The organism is Enterococcus sp. BWR-S5, from assembly GCF_016745255.1.
Taxonomy (GTDB): domain Bacteria; phylum Bacillota; class Bacilli; order Lactobacillales; family Enterococcaceae; genus Enterococcus_L.
In genome coordinates this window covers 70,494-86,857 of sequence record NZ_JADOEQ010000007.1, presented here as the reverse complement: position 1 = coordinate 86,857, position 16,364 = coordinate 70,494, and the positions used below count along the sequence as shown (strand labels likewise).

Annotated in this window: 16 protein-coding genes; all 16 read left to right on the top strand. The window is 40.9% G+C overall.

What is annotated here, in order from left to right:
* Nucleotide 1 precedes the first annotated feature (1 nt).
* The 16 genes from IW510_RS10030 (at nucleotide 2) to IW510_RS09955 (ending at nucleotide 16,145) form a co-directional block, all read left to right on the top strand.
* Nucleotides 2-529 (top strand): NYN domain-containing protein, encoded by a 528-nt coding sequence (locus IW510_RS10030; RefSeq protein WP_202059175.1) that lies wholly within the window; start codon nucleotides 2-4, stop codon nucleotides 527-529.
* 161 nt (nucleotides 530-690) lie between these two features.
* A complete protein-coding gene (locus IW510_RS10025; protein ID WP_202059173.1) occupies nucleotides 691-1,251 on the top strand; it encodes a sigma-70 family RNA polymerase sigma factor in 561 nt (186 codons plus the stop codon).
* 123 nt (nucleotides 1,252-1,374) lie between these two features.
* Nucleotides 1,375-1,620 carry a Veg family protein gene (locus tag IW510_RS10020; protein ID WP_086348407.1) on the top strand — a complete coding sequence of 82 codons (246 nt, stop codon included), beginning with the start codon at nucleotides 1,375-1,377 and terminating at the stop codon, nucleotides 1,618-1,620.
* 322 nt (nucleotides 1,621-1,942) lie between these two features.
* Nucleotides 1,943-2,794, top strand: a complete 852-nt coding sequence (gene ispE / locus IW510_RS10015) for a 4-(cytidine 5'-diphospho)-2-C-methyl-D-erythritol kinase (RefSeq protein ID WP_202059171.1) — start codon at nucleotides 1,943-1,945, stop codon at nucleotides 2,792-2,794.
* Nucleotides 2,795-3,032: 238 nt separating this feature from the next.
* The gene (locus IW510_RS10010; protein WP_202059169.1) at nucleotides 3,033-3,992 is read left to right on the top strand and encodes a metal ABC transporter substrate-binding protein; all 960 of its coding nucleotides are present in this window, start codon (nucleotides 3,033-3,035) and stop codon (nucleotides 3,990-3,992) included.
* A gap of 93 nt (nucleotides 3,993-4,085) precedes the next feature.
* Complete coding sequence (locus tag IW510_RS10005; RefSeq protein ID WP_202059167.1) at nucleotides 4,086-4,766, top strand: metal ABC transporter ATP-binding protein; 681 nt, start codon at nucleotides 4,086-4,088, stop codon at nucleotides 4,764-4,766.
* Entirely contained in the window at nucleotides 4,739-5,575 is an 837-nt protein-coding gene (locus IW510_RS10000) for a metal ABC transporter permease (RefSeq protein ID WP_202059165.1), read from the top strand. The genes IW510_RS10005 and IW510_RS10000 overlap by 28 nt, the downstream gene beginning before the upstream one ends.
* Nucleotides 5,576-5,730: 155 nt before the next feature.
* Nucleotides 5,731-6,549 carry a pur operon repressor gene (gene purR, locus IW510_RS09995; protein ID WP_202059331.1) on the top strand — a complete coding sequence of 273 codons (819 nt, stop codon included), beginning with the start codon at nucleotides 5,731-5,733 and terminating at the stop codon, nucleotides 6,547-6,549.
* A 404-nt stretch (nucleotides 6,550-6,953) separates the two neighbouring features.
* Complete coding sequence (locus IW510_RS09990) at nucleotides 6,954-9,116, top strand: lectin-like domain-containing protein (protein ID WP_236674697.1); 2,163 nt, start codon at nucleotides 6,954-6,956, stop codon at nucleotides 9,114-9,116.
* A gap of 20 nt (nucleotides 9,117-9,136) precedes the next feature.
* Nucleotides 9,137-9,445: an LPXTG cell wall anchor domain-containing protein gene (locus IW510_RS09985; protein ID WP_202059162.1), complete on the top strand. Its 309-nt coding sequence runs from the start codon at nucleotides 9,137-9,139 to the stop codon at nucleotides 9,443-9,445.
* The gene (locus IW510_RS09980) at nucleotides 9,429-9,989 is read left to right on the top strand and encodes a WxL domain-containing protein (RefSeq protein ID WP_202059160.1); all 561 of its coding nucleotides are present in this window, start codon (nucleotides 9,429-9,431) and stop codon (nucleotides 9,987-9,989) included. The genes IW510_RS09985 and IW510_RS09980 overlap by 17 nt, the downstream gene beginning before the upstream one ends.
* A 40-nt stretch (nucleotides 9,990-10,029) precedes the next feature.
* On the top strand, nucleotides 10,030-10,605 hold the full coding sequence (locus tag IW510_RS09975; RefSeq protein ID WP_202059158.1) for a hypothetical protein: 576 nt from the start codon (nucleotides 10,030-10,032) through the stop codon (nucleotides 10,603-10,605).
* Between the two features lie 247 nt (nucleotides 10,606-10,852).
* Nucleotides 10,853-11,938, top strand: a complete 1,086-nt coding sequence (locus tag IW510_RS09970) for a DUF916 and DUF3324 domain-containing protein (RefSeq protein ID WP_202059156.1) — start codon at nucleotides 10,853-10,855, stop codon at nucleotides 11,936-11,938.
* Nucleotides 11,939-12,387: 449 nt separating this feature from the next.
* Nucleotides 12,388-13,773: a bifunctional UDP-N-acetylglucosamine diphosphorylase/glucosamine-1-phosphate N-acetyltransferase GlmU gene (gene glmU, locus IW510_RS09965; protein ID WP_202059154.1), complete on the top strand. Its 1,386-nt coding sequence runs from the start codon at nucleotides 12,388-12,390 to the stop codon at nucleotides 13,771-13,773.
* Between the two features lie 167 nt (nucleotides 13,774-13,940).
* On the top strand, nucleotides 13,941-15,311 hold the full coding sequence (locus tag IW510_RS09960; RefSeq protein ID WP_202059152.1) for a hypothetical protein: 1,371 nt from the start codon (nucleotides 13,941-13,943) through the stop codon (nucleotides 15,309-15,311).
* Nucleotides 15,312-15,344: 33 nt separating this feature from the next.
* Nucleotides 15,345-16,145, top strand: coding sequence for a hypothetical protein (locus IW510_RS09955; RefSeq protein WP_202059150.1), 801 nt, complete (start codon nucleotides 15,345-15,347; stop codon nucleotides 16,143-16,145).
* Nucleotides 16,146-16,364: the final 219 nt, after the last annotated feature.

Below are 16,364 nucleotides of genomic sequence, written 5' to 3'. Positions count from 1 at the left end.
GATGAAAAAGCAATTATTGATCGTAGACGGATACAATATGATCGGTGCGTGGCCGGAGCTGGTTCGTCTGAAGCAGCAGAATAAACTGGCAGATGCACGAGAAGAATTGCTTCATCGATTGTCTAACTATGCCAAATATGAAGGTATTGAAATCATGGTCGTATTTGATGCACAGCTTGTGCCGGGAATCCAGCAAAGCTACAAAAAATATCAGCTGACGGTTATCTTTACAAAAGAGGATGAAACAGCGGACAGCTTTATTGAACGGACTGCCGGGGAAAAGAATGATTTGCTGACTCAGGTTACAGTAGCAACCAGTGATTTGGCAGAGCAGTGGTTAATCTTTTCAAAAGGAGCACTACGAGTATCCGCCAGAGAGCTGTACGATCAGGTGAGAAAGACAGAACGGACAATCGCTATCCATGCGACTGATATTCAATTCCAGAGCTTCCGTAGAAATTCACCGTGGAGCTTGGAGCAGCTGTCGAAATTATCGGATACATTAGATGAGCTGTCAAAGAAAGACTAGCATACAGTTATATACTACGCAAAAAAACGAAAAATAAAAGTTAAATTACAAAAAACATATCATTAGATAAAAAAATATTCTAAAAGAAGAAAATATAGTTCTTTATGTATTTTCTTCTTTTTTTCTCTTCTTTTTTTGAATAATAAAAAGGGGGAGTATTTGTGAATCGGTTTGAGGATATTGTTAATGGGGATTTCGAAGCATTTGATCGACTATACCGTCAGTATCATCCAGTTGTTTTTAAAATGCAGACAAAGTATTTTTTAAAGGGCTTTGATCAGGAGGACTGGCTGCAGGAGGGAAGAATTGTCTTTTTTCGTTCGTTGGAAAAGTTTAAAGAAGGGCATAAAGTGACTGTTGGAAATTTTTTTAAGCTTAACTTTGAGAATCATGTACGCAGCTTAGTGCGAAAGCAATGTGCGTTCAAACGAAAAGGTGATATGTCCGCTGTTTCTCTGGATCAAAAAATTGATACACAAGGAGAAACTTTCTTTGATGGATTTCAAATCGAAGAAGCACAAGCCTTGGATTATTTAATTATCAGAGAACGGCTGGAGGATGTTCCTAATATTCTTTCATCCTTTGAGCGTGTCACATTCGAAGAGTATATTGATGGAAAAGAGCTTACAGAGATTGCTGAGACACATGATGTACAGCTGATAAAGGTTCGAAGTGCGTATGATCGTGCCAAGAAAAAAATAAAATCATTGATTTCCGATTAAAAAAAAGAAAGAAAATTCCTATTAATAACATATCAGATTGTTCAGAGTTGCAATTATATTTGTGCTATGGTAAACTTGTAATTTCCTTAGTAATGCGGTATAATGTATATTGAGGTGAGTGTAATGCCAACAACTTTAGCTTCAATAAAACAAGATTTGGAATGCCGGATTGGCAGTAAAATCACATTGACTGCGCAAACGGGGAGAAAGCGACAAACAGAGCGTACAGGCGTACTGACTGAGACATACCCTTCTGTTTTTGTTGTAGACTTGGATCCAGATGAAAATTCGTTCGAACGAGTTTCTTATAGCTATTCAGATGTATTGACGCGAACTGTCGAGATTGAATTTATCGGCGAAGCTGTCTAAGAATGAACAAATCAAGCTGTGTAAGACGATTGTTTTACACAGCTTTTTTTTGTGCGCACAGGGAGTATAAAACTAAGAGTTCAGTTGCAATTATTCTCCAATGACAGCAAGGGTCAGTATAGTCAGCTTTTCTAATTATCCAGTCGCATTGATGGGTTTCTTTGGCAATAAACCAATAGTCTACAGTGTAAATGGCAAAATTTTATGCACGTGTATCTAGGATATTTACTGATGCTATTCTGTATGTACTTCCAGAAGGACATATGTTAGAATTTTAGAAGACTGTTTATAAGGACTGGCATGTATAGAAATAGGTGGAGAAATGGAGATAATTGAAAAAGCACCGGCAAAGATTAACTTAGGGCTGGATGCGCTATATAAGAGGGAAGACGGCTATCATGAATTGGAAATGGTGATGGCTAGTGTTGATTTGGCAGATCGTCTTTTTTTTGAGACGCTGACAGAGAACCAAATCATGATTGAGACAGACAACTCGTTTATCCCTGTGGATCAGAAGAATCATGCATTCGCTGCGGCGGAGCTAATTAAGGAACGGTTTCAGATAACATCAGGTGTGCGGATTTATATAGAAAAGAGAATTCCTGTAGCAGCCGGACTTGCCGGCGGCAGCAGTGACTGTGCCGCAACCTTAAGAGGCTTGAATCGATTGTGGAATCTAGGTCTATCCAATCATGAATTAGCGGACTTAGGCAGTGAGATTGGTTCCGATGTTCCTTACTGTATCGAGGGCGGTACAGCGTTCGTTACCGGGAGAGGCGAAAAGATTGAAAAAATGCCGCCGATGCCCCAATGCTGGGTTGTATTGGTGAAACCAAAAATGAGTGTTTCTACAGGATCAATATTTGGCAGCTTGTCATTCAATAGCATTCAGCATCCGGATATTCCCGGTCTGAAGGCAGCGGTTAATGCCAATGACTATGAAGCGATGACTCAGACAATCGGAAATGCCTTAGAAAGCGTAACGATTCAAAAGCATCCTGTTGTTCAGCAAATCAAAGATCGCATGATGAAATTTGGTGCTGATGCCGCATTGATGAGCGGAAGTGGACCTACTGTTTTTGCTTTGTGCGATAAGAAAACAAGAGCACAGCGTATTTATAACGGATTGAAAGGCTTTTGTGAAGAAGTCTATCTTGTTCGAACGTTGAAATAAGCGAATAAAAACCTGAACAATTCTTTGGTGGTGTTCAGGTTTTTTTATGTTGCCCTCTAAGCGAAAGAAAGAAGCAGTAGTAGACTTGATTGTTTATCCTAGTTGGAAAATAAATAGAAAAGAAGGATTTTTTTTTCGTCTTTGTCTTGACGTACATTTTTTATTCTGATAAAGTAGTTCTTGCTCTTAAATCGTAATTTTTACGGTTTGTAAAAATAAATCGGAATGGAGAAATGAGATGAGAAGAAAATTTTTAAAATATAGTGTTGGCGCCGGGGTTCTTTTATTGAGTTCGATTTTCCTAGCTGCTTGCGGGAATCAAGCTGAATCAAACAAGGAGACGACGGATGATATTACAGTCATGACGACATTTTACCCTATGTATAATTTTGCTGAACAGGTTGTAGGGGATGAAGGAACGGTGGAATTACTGATTCCGTCGGGTACGGATGCGCATGATTTTGAACCTAGCGCAAAGGACATCGCTAAAATTTCGGATTCAGATGTTTTCGTATATAATAGTACTGAGTTTGAAACTTGGGCAGAGGATATTCTGGCAAATGTCGATCAGGAAAAGGTCAAGGTTGTTGAAGCCAGCCAAAATATTGAGCTGATGGAAGGGGATGCCCATGATCACGAGGACGATGAAGCCCACGCAGGTCATGACCATAGTCACGATGTTGACCCGCATGTCTGGTTAGATCCTGTATTAGCTCAAAAAGAGGTCGAAGCAATTCGTGATGGATTGATTGAAAAATATCCTGACAAAAAAGAAGCATTTGAAAAAAATGCTGCGGCTTATCTTGAAAAATTACAGAACTTGGATACGGAATACAAAGAAGCCTTCGCAGGTGCGAAAAACAAAACCTTTGTTACACAGCATGCGGCGTTTGGTTATCTTGCGAATCAGTATGGATTGACACAGGAATCTATCTCTGGAATTTCACCGGATCAAGAACCGTCCCCAAGTCGATTGGCCCAATTGAAAGAATTCATTGATGAGCATGAGGTATCTGTTATTTACTTTGAAGCGACAGCTTCTTCGAAAGTTGCGGAGACACTGGCCAAAGAAACGGGTGTTGAGCTCTCTGTACTTCAAACATTGGAAAGCCTGACAGAGGATGAGCAAAAAGCAGGGAAAGACTATATTTCTGTGATGCAGGAAAATCTGGAAGCCTTGAAAAAAAGCATCAAATAAATCAATAGACTGTCTTTTTTCCGATTAAAAAATGAAGCGGAAAAGAGACAGTTTGAGTAGTTTTTTATGACAAAAAGGAGGCAGCGAAGGAAGATGCACTATATTGAAGTAAAGAACCTGACATTCTATTATGATGATGAACCTGTACTGGAAGATGTCTCTTATCATGTTGATCCAGGTGAGTTTGTTATTCTAACCGGAGAAAATGGCGCTGCAAAATCAACATTAATTAAAAGTACCATGGGACTGCTTAAGCCAACAAGCGGAACAGTCTCTTTAGCTGATAAAAATGCTAATGGGGAAAAAATCAGCATTGGTTATATTCCTCAACAAATTGCATCATTCAACGCAGGTTTTCCAAGTACTGTTTTGGAGCTGGTTCGCTCCGGACGATACCCAAGAGGAAAATGGTTTAAGCGATTATCTGAGAAGGATAATCTTCATGTTGAAAAAGCGTTGAAGGCTGTCGGTATGTGGAATATGAGACATAAGCGAATTGGTGAGCTTTCCGGGGGACAAAAGCAGCGTATCAGTCTGGCAAGAATTTTTGCGACCGATCCGGATTTATTTATATTGGATGAACCGACGACTGGAATGGATGAGGAATCTCGGAATGAGTTCTATCGTCTGCTTAGACATAATGCCCACGATCATGGGAAATCAATCTTGATGATTACTCATGACCATGAGGATATCAAAGCATATGCTGATCGGCAGATTCGATTGGTGCGAAAGGAGGATTCCCAATGGAGATGTTTTCATATGAGTTCATGAGACGGGCTTTTCTCGCAGCCGGATTTATCTCAGTTATTGCACCGATGTTAGGTGTTTTTCTGGTGATTCGTCGGCAGTCGTTAATGGCAGATACGCTTTCGCATGTTTCATTGGCGGGTGTCGCGTTAGGCTTGTTTTTCAATTTGAATCCAAGCATCATGACGCTTGTCGTTGTGATTATTGCTGCTGTGATTCTGGAGTACTTACGGACCATTTATAGCACTTATTCAGAAATATCTATTGCTATCTTGATGTCAGGCGGACTGGCTCTGGCTTTGGTATTGATGAACATGAACAGTGGGAATTCAGCCACTAGCATTCAATCCTATTTGTTTGGGTCTATAGTGACTATCACTTGGGAGCAGGTCATCATTCTTGCTATTTTGTTCGTCGTACTGATCGTTTTGTTCTTCTTGTTTAAACGACCGATGTACGTGCTGACCTTTGATGAGGATACTGCCCACGTGGACGGTCTGCCGATTCGTTGGATGTCAATGCTGTTTAATGTGATTACAGGTGTGGCGATTGCGGTGATGATTCCCATTGCCGGTGCGCTGTTGATTTCTGCAATCATGGTGCTTCCTGCCGCAACAGGGATGCGAATTGGAAAAAGCTTCAATGCGGTGATTTTGATTAGTACAATCGTTGGCTTGATTGGAATGCTGGTTGGGTTGACTGGTTCGTATTATTTGGAAACTCCGCCAAGCGCAACAATCACGCTGATGTTCATCGGTATTTTCTTAGTCATCAATATCGTTCGGCACTTGATTACAGTGACCTTAAGAAATAGAAAAATCAATACACGCTAATGAATCGATAGGTGGAAAAACGAAAGTTATTCTGCCTATCTTCTTTTTTTTTCTATAAATAGCGAACTATTTTAGTTTTTTTGCTTAAAATGCTCGAATTTTTTAGTCTAAACCCTTATAATAGGGAACGATAGAGAGAAAAGGAAGTGACAAATTTGAAAATACGCAGAAGTGAACGTTTGATTGACATGACTCATTATTTGTTGGATCATCCACATAAATTGGTCTCGTTGACTTTTTTTGCAGAAAGATATCATTCCGCGAAATCTTCAATTAGTGAGGATCTTGCGATTATCAAGAAAACATTTCAACAAAGAGGAACTGGATTACTGGAAACAGTTCCGGGTGCTGCCGGGGGTGTGCAATTCATTCCGAAGATGCCTTATGAAGAAGCGAAGCAATTCATCATGGAGCTGGGGGATCGCCTTTCAGAGCAGGATCGCTTGTTGCCGGGCGGATATGTCTACCTGTCAGATTTATTAGGACAGCCGGATTTGCTCCGTCAAATTGGACGAGTTATCGCTTCAATGTATTTGGATAAAAAGGTAGATGCGGTGATGACTGTAGCGACAAAGGGTGTTCCGATCGCACAGGCTGTTTCTTATTACTTGAATGTTCCTTTTGTTATTGTCCGTAGAGATTCTAAGATTACGGAAGGCTCAACAGTGAGTGTGAACTATGTCTCAGGGTCATCGGAAAGAATAGAGAAAATGGAGCTTTCCAAGCGAAGCTTGGCTCGTGGTTCAAGAGTGCTGGTTGTGGATGACTTCATGAAGGGTGGCGGAACCGTCAACGGAATGAAGAGCCTGATTGAAGAATTCGAAGCTGAATTGGTTGGCATCACTGTTTTTGCAGAGTCCAAATTTAATGGTCAAAGAGCAATCAATGATTATACCTCACTACTGTATGTTAAAGATGTTGATACTCAGACGAAGACAATCAATGTTGTTGCCGGAAATTACTTCAAGGATTGATAGTAATTGAAGTAGGTATTCAATTGAAAAAATATATAAAATAAGAATGGTTATTAAATCGTAATAATTAAAAAATCTTTCTCTTTTTTAAAAAAGAGAGAGATTTTTTTGTTTAAATAACAGATTGAAAACAGTGTGTGAAAAATAGAACGAATTCTCACATATCAGAAAAAAATTCCCTATTCATTTGTTAATACAGTAATCTCTTAATATATTATTATCTGTTTAATGTGCATTTTATATTATTAGAAAAACATTTAAAAAATAATGGTTTGATTAGAAAAAAATCTGGATGTTTGTTTTTTTTTATCGGTTTGTTATTTAGAAAAGACGGCTATATACTGATTGAGTCAGTCGAGAAAATAAAATAATTATTGGGAAAGGAGGGAGCTGCTTTTTTGAGAATGAAGCAATCGAAAAGGATGATGGTCATTCTTTTTTTTATCTGTTTGTTTTCAAGCACTGTTTCCGTGTTTGGTGAAGAAATACCGCCTATTGAAAATGGGCTGGTTAGACCTAGAGAGGCATTAGGCGGGATTTCTGATCTTAATCAGGTAAAGGATCGATTGATTAAGCTGGACAACTATTTTCATCCGGTTACTTCCGGTCAGGGCGTCGTGAGCAATGTAACGAATGCAGAAGGCTATGACATCGTCAATGTGACGAAAAAAGGGACCAGCTATGGAAATGGTGCGATTTGGTCAGAAGACAGCTATCGGATGAATTTGGATTATGATTTTTCCACCAGTATGTGGCTGTACTTTGGAAAAGATACCGGAAGCGGTGCTAAGCCGGAGGAGAAAAAGGTCGGAGATGGTATGGCTTTTGTGATGCATGCAGACCGTGAGGGGAAGAATGCTTTTGCGAAATCATCCAGAGGAAATAATGTTTTTGGTGGTGGTGCGTCACTAGGCGTTTGGGCTCAGGCGAATACAACAGGCGGCATAAAAGGGGCAATCACGAATTCTCTGGCAATTGAATTCGATAATCATATCAATAAGAACGGTATGGATAAGGATACAACCAATAGTAACGATGGAACAAAACCTTACGGACATATTGCCTGGGGCTTGCCGGGAAAGGAATCCACCTACGGAAAAAATGGTGTAAATCGTACTCAGTACCACAAGGATGCTCAAGCAGTGGAGACATTTGGTGATGACCGTTGGCACCAATTCTCGATTGACTGGGATTCAGAGCAGCAGCAGTTGACATATAAGCTGGATAATTTAGCAGAAAAGACGATTCCGCTGAATGTTCAGTCAACCTTTGGAACGAATATCGTCTATTGGGGCTTTACCGGGTCGACAGGCTTAGCCAAGATGGACGCTCGTGTCGCCTTTGAAGAGTTTCCCAGACCGATTTTCGCTCAGGTGGATGAGAAAATTGTCAATGAAGCGGGCGAGTCGGTTACGGATCAGGTGGTTGCCAGAGGGGAAAAGCTGACCTATCAAATTGCTTTGAAGGAAATTAAAGGAACCGGTGAGCTGAATAATTTGGCAATCATGAAAAAACTTGATTCATACCTGCTGTTTTCACAGGATACCGCAAATGCTACGCTGCTTAAAAATGGTTCGCCTGTAGAGGGAATGATTCAACAGCAGCAGGAATGGTGGACTTTTTCGAGTAAGCAGCCACTGTCTTTGGTTAAAGGAGACCAACTGGAGCTATCCTTTGATGTGAAGACGAAGCAGGAAGAAAAAATTCCCGGGAAGCCGTTACAAGTTCTGGTAGATAGCGGTGAGACGCTGGTAACTGCACAAAACAATGTAGGTGAGACATTAACATTACCTTATCATGCAGGTTCATTTTATCTGGATAGTAATCTAGCTCCTGAGCTGCGAAAGCTGGAAGCTGTTGAACAGCTGCCAATTATGGAGGATTTTACAGCCAAAGTGGATTGGGAGGAATGGAACGCGCTCGATGAAGGTGTTGTTTCTTTTTCGTTAAATGATTTAAGCACAGGGCAGTTAGAGGATTTCAAACAGGAGCGAACGTTTACAACAGATGCTTCAGAAAATTATGTTGGACAGGGAATAGCTGAAGTGAACTTTGGAAAACTAGCAGCGGGTAGCTATCGATTGACCGTAAAGGCGCAAGATAAAAATCAAAAAACGTCCAATGAGCTTACGAAGGATATCACAGTCCGTGGCACCTTAACGTTGGTTACCGTTCCTGATATTCTCGATTTTGGAGAAATAGCAATCAATCAGATTGAGAATGGAAAGAAAGAGTATCCGCGCAAAAATGGGAATCAAATGACGGTAGAGGTGTCTGATTTGCGGTCAGCCTCCGCTTCTCCTTGGGTACTTCAGGCCACATTGCTCCAGCCAATGACTGCGACGGGAAAATCACAAAGCTTTTCCGGAAAGCTGTTTAACGCCGAAAACGGTGCGGGGAGTACAGATAACAATTATCCCAATGAGCAGCTGCTTACGATTCGTCAAAACGGTTCACTAAGCAAAACGTGGCAGGAAAATGAAGGAATTGTACTTCAGGTCAGAGATACGGTTATTCAGGGGAGCTACTCGGCCATTATCAACTGGACGCTTCAAGATGGTATATGACAGGCAAAGGATGTGGAAGAATGATTAAAGGAAGCAAGTTTTGGAAAAGTGCAAGTCTCTGGCTCTGGCTGCTGTTTTTATTCGTTACGCCTGTTGCTTCAGTTGATGCATCTGGTGGCAAAAGCACAGTAGGAATCACAATCCAAGAAGAAGCGCCTACCATAAATACGGAACAGTCCTCAACATCAGAGAAAAAGACATATCGCACAACCAATGGTACTTTTCCGAAAACAGGAGAAAAGATACAGATGCAATACATACTTCTGGGACTTGGAATCATTGGCTTACTCTATGTGAGGAGAGGATTCAGCTATGATGAAATACCATAAACTATTCCTAACTCTGGTTTTTGTGTATGGCTTGATAATCGCCGGACCCGCTTACGGGGAAGGTGCGGAGGAGCGTACACAGGTTTCTGTAACTGATTCGAATTCGTCCTCCGGCCACTTAAGGATAAACCATATCAGCTATGTTGGTTTTGGAGAAAAGGTGTTAAGAAAATCGGCAGATAATTATTATGCCGGTACAGATTTGGTTCTTGAAATTGAAGATTCCAGAGCTGAAAATTCTCCCTGGCAGCTGAATCTGAAGCTTTCACCATTTACCAATGAAAAGAATGAGCAGCTTCAGGGAGTCAGTTATCATTTGGGAGTCGGACAGGTATCCGGAGCACAAGATATCGTTGGACAGGAATACACCTCTGTTGGTAGCGAAGAAGAGGAGTTTGGAAAAGTTCTAGTCAGCGAAGGAACAGAAAAAGGAATATTTACTTACACAATCAAGGCTCACGAGATTTGGCTTTACCTACCGCCAAAACAACCTCAGGGCAGCTTCCAGTCAGAAAAAACCTGGCTGTTGGTAGATAGTATATAAAGCGATAAACACACTGATTAAATTTTGGAGGGAACACGTAATGAAAAAAATTATTGGATTAAGTGCACTATTTCTAGGAACAGCAGTATTGGCAGGACCTTCTGCTTATGCGGTCAATCAGACAACGACAACAGTTGGTGTTGATGATGGTGGTAATAGCGGGAACACCCCTGTGTTCAAGATGACTGCGGGAGGTGCAATGACGTTTAGTGAGCTGGACCTTTCTCAGGAGGCGGTTAATGGACTTTATGAGCTGGCAGCAACAAGCTCAGCCACTGTCGATGTAGATGATAGACGTGGTTTAGAGGATGGTGATACTTCATTGCCTTGGCGCGTGACGGCTATGGCCTCAACACTAAAAACTGCAGGGGATGTAGTATTACCAACGACAAACTTCAAGCTGACATTGGGTACACCAACAACTGCGACAGAAAACCATGTGATTGTTAACAATGAGGTTGATATTTTAGGAACAGCCAACATTGTAGGACAAGCGTCAGTAGGAAGAGGGAAAACCAGCTTCGCAGCAGCTGCAGCAAAGATTTCTGTTGCTGAAACAGCAATCAAGGGCAGCTATAGCGGAACAATCGATTATACCCTAATCAGTGGAATGTAAGGCAGTTTCTCTGCTTGTTGGAAGCGTGAAGAAGGCAAGAAAACCTATTATAAAAGAGTAGTTCTTGCTCTTATGCGTTTATTCTTACGGTATTGTAGTCAGGTAAAGTAAGAAAGTGGGCGCATGTAGCTTTGCGCAGTGCCGCTAACATATAGTGGATAGAAATATTGCTTCCATCGTTGGTTTGGATTTGGCTAGAATGGGTCTGGGACTGTCAGTAGGTCTCAGGCTCATAGAAAGGAATGTTATGACAAAAAAACATATACGCACACTTAGCTGTCTTTTTTCTCTGTTTTTCTTATTTTTTTCTCTGGATATCGTCCAAGCTTCAGATAGTACCGTGGATTATTCAATCAGTGCCAATCTTCCGGAAAATCAGAGAGAAGGCAACGCTACATACTTTGACTTAATGGTTACACCGGGGCAGGAGCAGGAACTGACAGTGAATATATTCAATTCGTCAGACAAGGAACAAACCTTTATTCTTGAGGCCAATACAGCTGTCACCAATAATAATGGGATTATCGATTATACACGTCCCGATAAAGAACAGGAGAAGGATAGTACCTTGCGCCACGCTTTCTCTGAACTGGTCACCCACGATGAGACGATTACTGTTGGTCCTAACGCCAATAAAGTCGCGGTTTTCAAGCTGAAAGTTCCAGAAGAACCCTTTGAAGGGCTGATTCTAGGCGGATTTCATGTTCGTCAGGAAGCACCTGAAAAAGTAGACGGTCAGATTAACAATACATATTCCTATGCACTTGGTGTCGTACTGCGGGAAAAAGAAGAGGATGTTCAGCCTGAAATGAAACTGAATGGTGTCACTCCAAGCTTGAATAATTACCGTCCGCAGGTTTCTGTTAATTTACAAAATACGCAGCCAGTCAACATAAAAGAATTGACTGTCAAAGCGGATATTCGAAAAGAAGGCCAGAATCAGGTGTTGAAGTCTGCGAAGAAGCAAGGAATTTCCATGGCCCCTAACTCGAATTTTGATTATGCTATTCCTTGGGAGAATCAAGCGTTGGAAGCTGGAAAATATGAGCTGGAGCTGACTGCTTCAGATCAGGCGGGAAATGAGTGGTCATTCAACGAAACGTTTACCATCACAAAGGAAAATGCGGAAGAGGTTAATAAATCAGCGCTAGGTCTAACTTCAGTTGACAGTACGGATGACCGCCTCTTATATATTCTTTTCGGAGCTATTGCTGTTCTTATTGTTTTGGTCTTCTACTTTATGCGGCGACAGCGAGCACTGGTGCTTCAGCGGGAACTCCTTAAGAAACAGAAGAAACGGAAAAAAAGACCCAAAAAACGCAGCAGAGAATAGGTAAGAAGGCAATGTCGCCTTCATCTGAGGCGTATCGCCAGTTAAAAAATAGCTATCAAGTAGACGGTATTGATAGCCATCAATTTGGAGTATCCGAATGCTTCAGAAATTTTGCTGAAAGACCGAGGAAAAACGCAGCCTGTGTAGTTCAGTAAGTGTGTATTATTAACAACGAATTTCCTAAAAATAATGAGCCAATTTGTCGCTGGTGTTTTCAGGTATATCCTAATTGGTCTATGATATTTCTAAATTGGTTTGGTTGAAAAAGATGGTGCTGTAAGCTAAACTAAGAAAGAGTACAGATTCGCTATATATAAATTCAGTGAAAGAATGGGGTCTATCATGACTATTCCTTTGTCTATACTCAAAACAAAGGTCGCTTTTTGCGTAGAAAATCTTTTACAGGATTCATATACAGATGGATATGACAAATTTTAGGAGTGTCGAAGATGGAAAACAGCAGATATGTCATTATTTTAGCTGCCGGTAAAGGTACACGTATGAAATCGAAATTATATAAGGTTCTTCATTCTGTAGCCGGAAAACCGATGGTGGAACACATTGTAGATCAAGTAGAACAAACCAATCCCTCAGAAATCGTAACCGTTGTCGGTCACGGAGCAGAGGCTATAAAAGAACATCTAGGCAATCGAACGCACTATGCGTTGCAGCAGGAGCAGTTGGGGACGGGACACGCTGTGATGCAGGCAGCTGAGCTTTTGGAAGGGAAACAGGGAACGACGCTTGTTATCACAGGAGATACACCGTTATTAACAGCAGACACGCTAACGAACCTCTTTGACTATCATCAAGGGAAGCATGCAAGTGCGACGATTCTTACTGCACAAGCTGACAACCCAACAGGGTATGGACGAATCATTCGTGACCATTTGGGGATTGTAGAGAAAATCGTTGAACAAAAAGATGCATCAGAAGAAGAAGCACGAGTAAAAGAAATCAATACAGGTACTTTTTGTTTTGATAATGAAGCCTTGTTTTCAGCACTTTCGAAAATAGACACGAATAATGCGCAAGGGGAATATTACCTGACAGATATTATCGAGATATTGAAGCGTGATGGTGCAACGATTGCTGCATACCGAATGGATGATTTTGATGAGGCGATGGGGATTAATGACCGTATTGCTTTGGCAAAAGCCAATAAGATTATGTACAAGCGCTTGAATTTAATGCATATGACTAATGGAGTGACATTTGTCGATCCTGAAAATACGTATATTGATGAAGGGGTTGTAATCGGTTCAGATACAATCATCGAAGCCGGTGTATGCATCAAAGGGAAAACGGTGATTGGAGAAGATTGCTTTATCGGCTCCGGAACGGAAATTGTTGATAGTGTCATCAAGAACAACGTGAAGATTACTCATTCTGTTGTAGAGGAAAGTACCGTAGCCAGTCATGCGGACATTGGTCCATTTGCACATTTACGTCCGAACGCAGCTATTGGCGAACGGGCACACATTGGGAATTTTGTTGAAGTGAAAAATGCTTCAATTGATGAAGATACGAAGGTTGGACACCTGTCTTATATTGGTGATGCTGACCTTGGTAAAGACATCAATGTAGGCTGTGGCGTTGTTCTAGTCAATTATGACGGAAAGGATAAGCATCGTGTGACAATCGGTGACCAATCGTTTATCGGCTCAGGCTCCAATTTGATTGCTCCGTTGACAATCGATAAGCATGCTGTGATTGCCGCCGGTTCAACAATCACAAACGATGTTCAATCCTATGATTTGGCGATTGCCCGCTCACGACAAGTCAACAAGGAAGGCTATGCAAAAGATTTTCCATACTTCGAAGGAAAAGAATAGGTAAATATATAGGTAAATATAATAGTGAAAACGAGGCTATGACAATTTTCAGCTTGATGATTGTCATAGTCTCGTTTTTTTGTTTGCGAGCTTGGTTGTTTCAGGCTGCTGTTTTACGGTACAATTATAGGATGGAGAAATTGAAAAAATAAAAAGGGGTTTGATTCATGAAATTTAAAAAGAGTGTGAGAGGTATCGTGTTGTTTCCGGTACTGTTATTTTTAGCAACGTTTATTTATGGGATGCTGAAGCTGGATATTTCTGGAATGGATGAGGGGATACCTTATGGCTTAATCTATGCCTATGTACTTCAGGGGTATGTATTTATCGCTTATGTTCTATCCTTTATCTTAAATGTGGTGGTTGCTGTAAGCTTTATTAGAAAACTCAGGAAAACATCCGAGTTGCTGCAGTTTTGGTTGAGTATGTATGTAGTGTCTTTCCTTTTGCTGTTGACGATTAGCTTTACGATAGGCTATCCGGCAATGTTTCCTTATACTTCGCTGTCAGCACCGGGTACGATAGGTGTGGGGATTACAGCAATCTTTCTTGCTGTTTCAGGCTGGCGAGTCGTTGATCTTTCTACTGGCGAATCGAGAAGCCTCCCTTCAAAAATGAAAGGAAAGGCTGTGCTTTATGGCGTGTTACTGCCGATTACGGTGATTGCTGTAACTGTTGGTGGACGTCTGGGGATGATTGCGTATGCAACAAATGATAAAAACGAGATTTATGAACAAGTAATTGAGCGTAAGCTGCAAGCAGTTGGTACAGAAGGTGCTGTTAAAGTCATTGAATCGTATGGATCAGAAAATCGCGTACAGTTGGACTATACGCTTACTCAAGGGAACGTTGAGGTTTATGGGAAAGGCTTCTTGACGCGTGAAGATGAAACATCTGACTGGGTCTTGGAGGATAGCAGTATGACAACATATGAAAAATCCGTGCCAACGATTTTGCAGGTGCCGGCACATTCCCAAGAAGCAAAGGATTTTCTTGCTGCATTTAAACAGGCAGTTGAACAGGCAATTATCGATAGTGGATTGGAAGAAGAAATCGGTATCGAAACACCGGTGGAAAAAAATGACATTCGGACAGCCTATGATTCTCCTTATTTATCTATAGTAGAAGGGGAGCTTTCAGAAGAAATCGAAAAGCTGGCGCAGGAGAATTCAGCTGCGGCAGATAGTAATAAATCAGCATTCGGCGGCTACGCCGCCTTGACAATCGAACAGTTGATGACAACTAAAACAATTATGGCCACTATGCCAATACAATATCCATTTAAAGACGATCATGAGTTTGATGAGCGAGAGGAAAACATTGAAAAATTTTATGAAGCTTTAGGTGAATCCATTGATTTTTCTGGACTGAGTGACGGCTATTATGCCATCGCTATCGATAAGGGAATGGATGAGCTGTTATTGGTCGTTGAAAATCATCAAGTAACTGAATATACGACACCTTTTGGTCGCAGGATGCTTGAGGACCCTAAAGAAAATCTGGGTTCGTACACATCCTCAGATTATCTGGAGTGGTAATAAATGGAAAATGAATAAAAGGAGTAGGGAAAGTTGGGAAATTTACAAGAAAAAACGGCAATGGATAATCAGTTGTATTTGGAGACCGTTGACTACTATCTGGGAAAAATTACGGATATACTTGAAACAGGCAGCAGAGAAGAAATAGAAGGGTTGGCTTATGAAGAAAGTTTTGCTGCCATTGCCTGTACCCCTTATTTTCTTGAGCAAGTGTACTGCCTAATACAATTGGAATATAAGAAGGTAACAATGCATGTTATTGAAGGATTTAGGAATGTTTATGTAAAGCAAATGAAGACGTTCAACGATGCTGTATTTAGTCAAAAGCAGCTTGTACTAATTTTGACCCAGCTGGAAAAATATCTAAGTGCAGACGAAGAGGACTATTACTATTTTCTGGTAAAGGATAGAGAAGGTGCTGTAAAATGCAAGGCCTGGCAAGAGGAAGTGTTGTTTAATCATGAACGACTGGCTATGTTTCAAACAGACTTATTCCAAACACTGGATAATTATTTTGCCAATTCTCCTAATGGCTATGAGAGCCTGTTTGTTTTGCTAAAGCATGATCCTGATCTTTCTCGTTATTTAGAAGATGATACAATATCGGTATGGATACACAATGTTTTATTAATGGGTAATCGCAACGGCTTTGTTTTGGAGCGGTTGGCAGCACAGCAGATTTATGGAGTATTGAAGCTGCATGAGGTGACAAAAGAAGAGTTCTTTTGCAGAAGACTTCTTCCTGAAATGTTAAAAAAGGCACAGAAAAAAACGCTTTGGAAAAAATGGCGTTTATGGAGCTGGAAGAGAAGGCTGTCTTTAGCCAGTCATTGATAATTGTGTGGCTATATTGCAAAAAAACACCGGTGAAAAATTCCTTAGAGGAAAATTTTCACCGGTGTTTTTGATTAGACTGGATTGTCTGTTCCGTTCACTCAGCGATAAACTAAACTGTCTTCAGCGAACATGTGTAACGATTGCTGAAAAAAGTGTATCTACAATTTTCGCTTCGCTGTGATTTTCGATACAAACCAGTATACTTGGGCTGTTTTT

Bases quoted from the DNA above. Each gene is read 5' to 3' on its own strand.
- IW510_RS10020 (WP_086348407.1), top strand. From the start codon at position 1,375: ATGCCAACAACTTTAGCTTCAATAAAACAAGATTTGGAATGCCGGATT.
- IW510_RS09985 (WP_202059162.1), top strand. From the start codon at position 9,137: ATGATTAAAGGAAGCAAGTTTTGGAAAAGTGCAAGTCTCTGGCTCTGG.
- ispE (WP_202059171.1), top strand. From the start codon at position 1,943: ATGGAGATAATTGAAAAAGCACCGGCAAAGATTAACTTAGGGCTGGAT.
- IW510_RS10005 (WP_202059167.1), top strand. From the start codon at position 4,086: ATGCACTATATTGAAGTAAAGAACCTGACATTCTATTATGATGATGAA.
- IW510_RS09980 (WP_202059160.1), top strand. From the start codon at position 9,429: ATGATGAAATACCATAAACTATTCCTAACTCTGGTTTTTGTGTATGGC.
- IW510_RS09975 (WP_202059158.1), top strand. From the start codon at position 10,030: ATGAAAAAAATTATTGGATTAAGTGCACTATTTCTAGGAACAGCAGTA.
- IW510_RS10000 (WP_202059165.1), top strand. From the start codon at position 4,739: ATGGAGATGTTTTCATATGAGTTCATGAGACGGGCTTTTCTCGCAGCC.
- glmU (WP_202059154.1), top strand. From the start codon at position 12,388: ATGGAAAACAGCAGATATGTCATTATTTTAGCTGCCGGTAAAGGTACA.
- IW510_RS09990 (WP_236674697.1), top strand. From the start codon at position 6,954: ATGAAGCAATCGAAAAGGATGATGGTCATTCTTTTTTTTATCTGTTTG.
- IW510_RS09970 (WP_202059156.1), top strand. From the start codon at position 10,853: ATGACAAAAAAACATATACGCACACTTAGCTGTCTTTTTTCTCTGTTT.
- IW510_RS09960 (WP_202059152.1), top strand. From the start codon at position 13,941: ATGAAATTTAAAAAGAGTGTGAGAGGTATCGTGTTGTTTCCGGTACTG.
- IW510_RS10030 (WP_202059175.1), top strand. From the start codon at position 2: ATGAAAAAGCAATTATTGATCGTAGACGGATACAATATGATCGGTGCG.
- IW510_RS10010 (WP_202059169.1), top strand. From the start codon at position 3,033: ATGAGAAGAAAATTTTTAAAATATAGTGTTGGCGCCGGGGTTCTTTTA.